The organism is Carnobacterium sp., assembly GCF_032094055.1.
Classification (GTDB): domain Bacteria; phylum Bacillota; class Bacilli; order Lactobacillales; family Carnobacteriaceae; genus Carnobacterium_A.
Window position 1 is genome coordinate 9947 of the sequence record NZ_DAMDAK010000076.1, and the last position, 471, is coordinate 10417.

The following is a 471-nucleotide window of genomic DNA, read 5'->3' on the forward strand; positions in this document are numbered from 1 at the left end:
TTACTGAAGCAATTAAATTAACAGTTGCTTCTGCTACGGGTTTATAACGATCATTCCAAAACAACCCATAGGCATCTTTAAACACCAAGGTTGCTTTTCTAAATCCTTTTGTATAAAAGTTGATTACGATCAAAGCTACAATCCAGTGGTTCATTACAAAATTGGAGCCTAGCCATAAAGTGATAAAGGGATTAAACAGTACCCAGAGCGAAATAGCACAAAAACCGAAAATCCAAAAATTTAGAAAAAGCATAACTTTATAAATATCGAATGATTTATCTTCACTTTCAACTGCATTTAAATTCCCCACACTTGCGGTGACCGATTCAAAGATTTGGTTTACGATAGAATTGATTGCCCCGATAATTAAAGAGTAATTTGAATAAAAACCTACCCATACAATTCCTACAATTGAAGAAATAAGAATATTATCTGTGCCTTCAACTACTACAGAACCTATCCGATGGTACA

At 33.8% G+C, this 471-nt stretch carries 1 pseudogene; it reads right to left on the reverse strand.

The window, feature by feature from the left end:
- Nucleotides 1-471, reverse strand: a pseudogene (locus RT405_RS10700) (polysaccharide transporter); the annotation flags it as partial.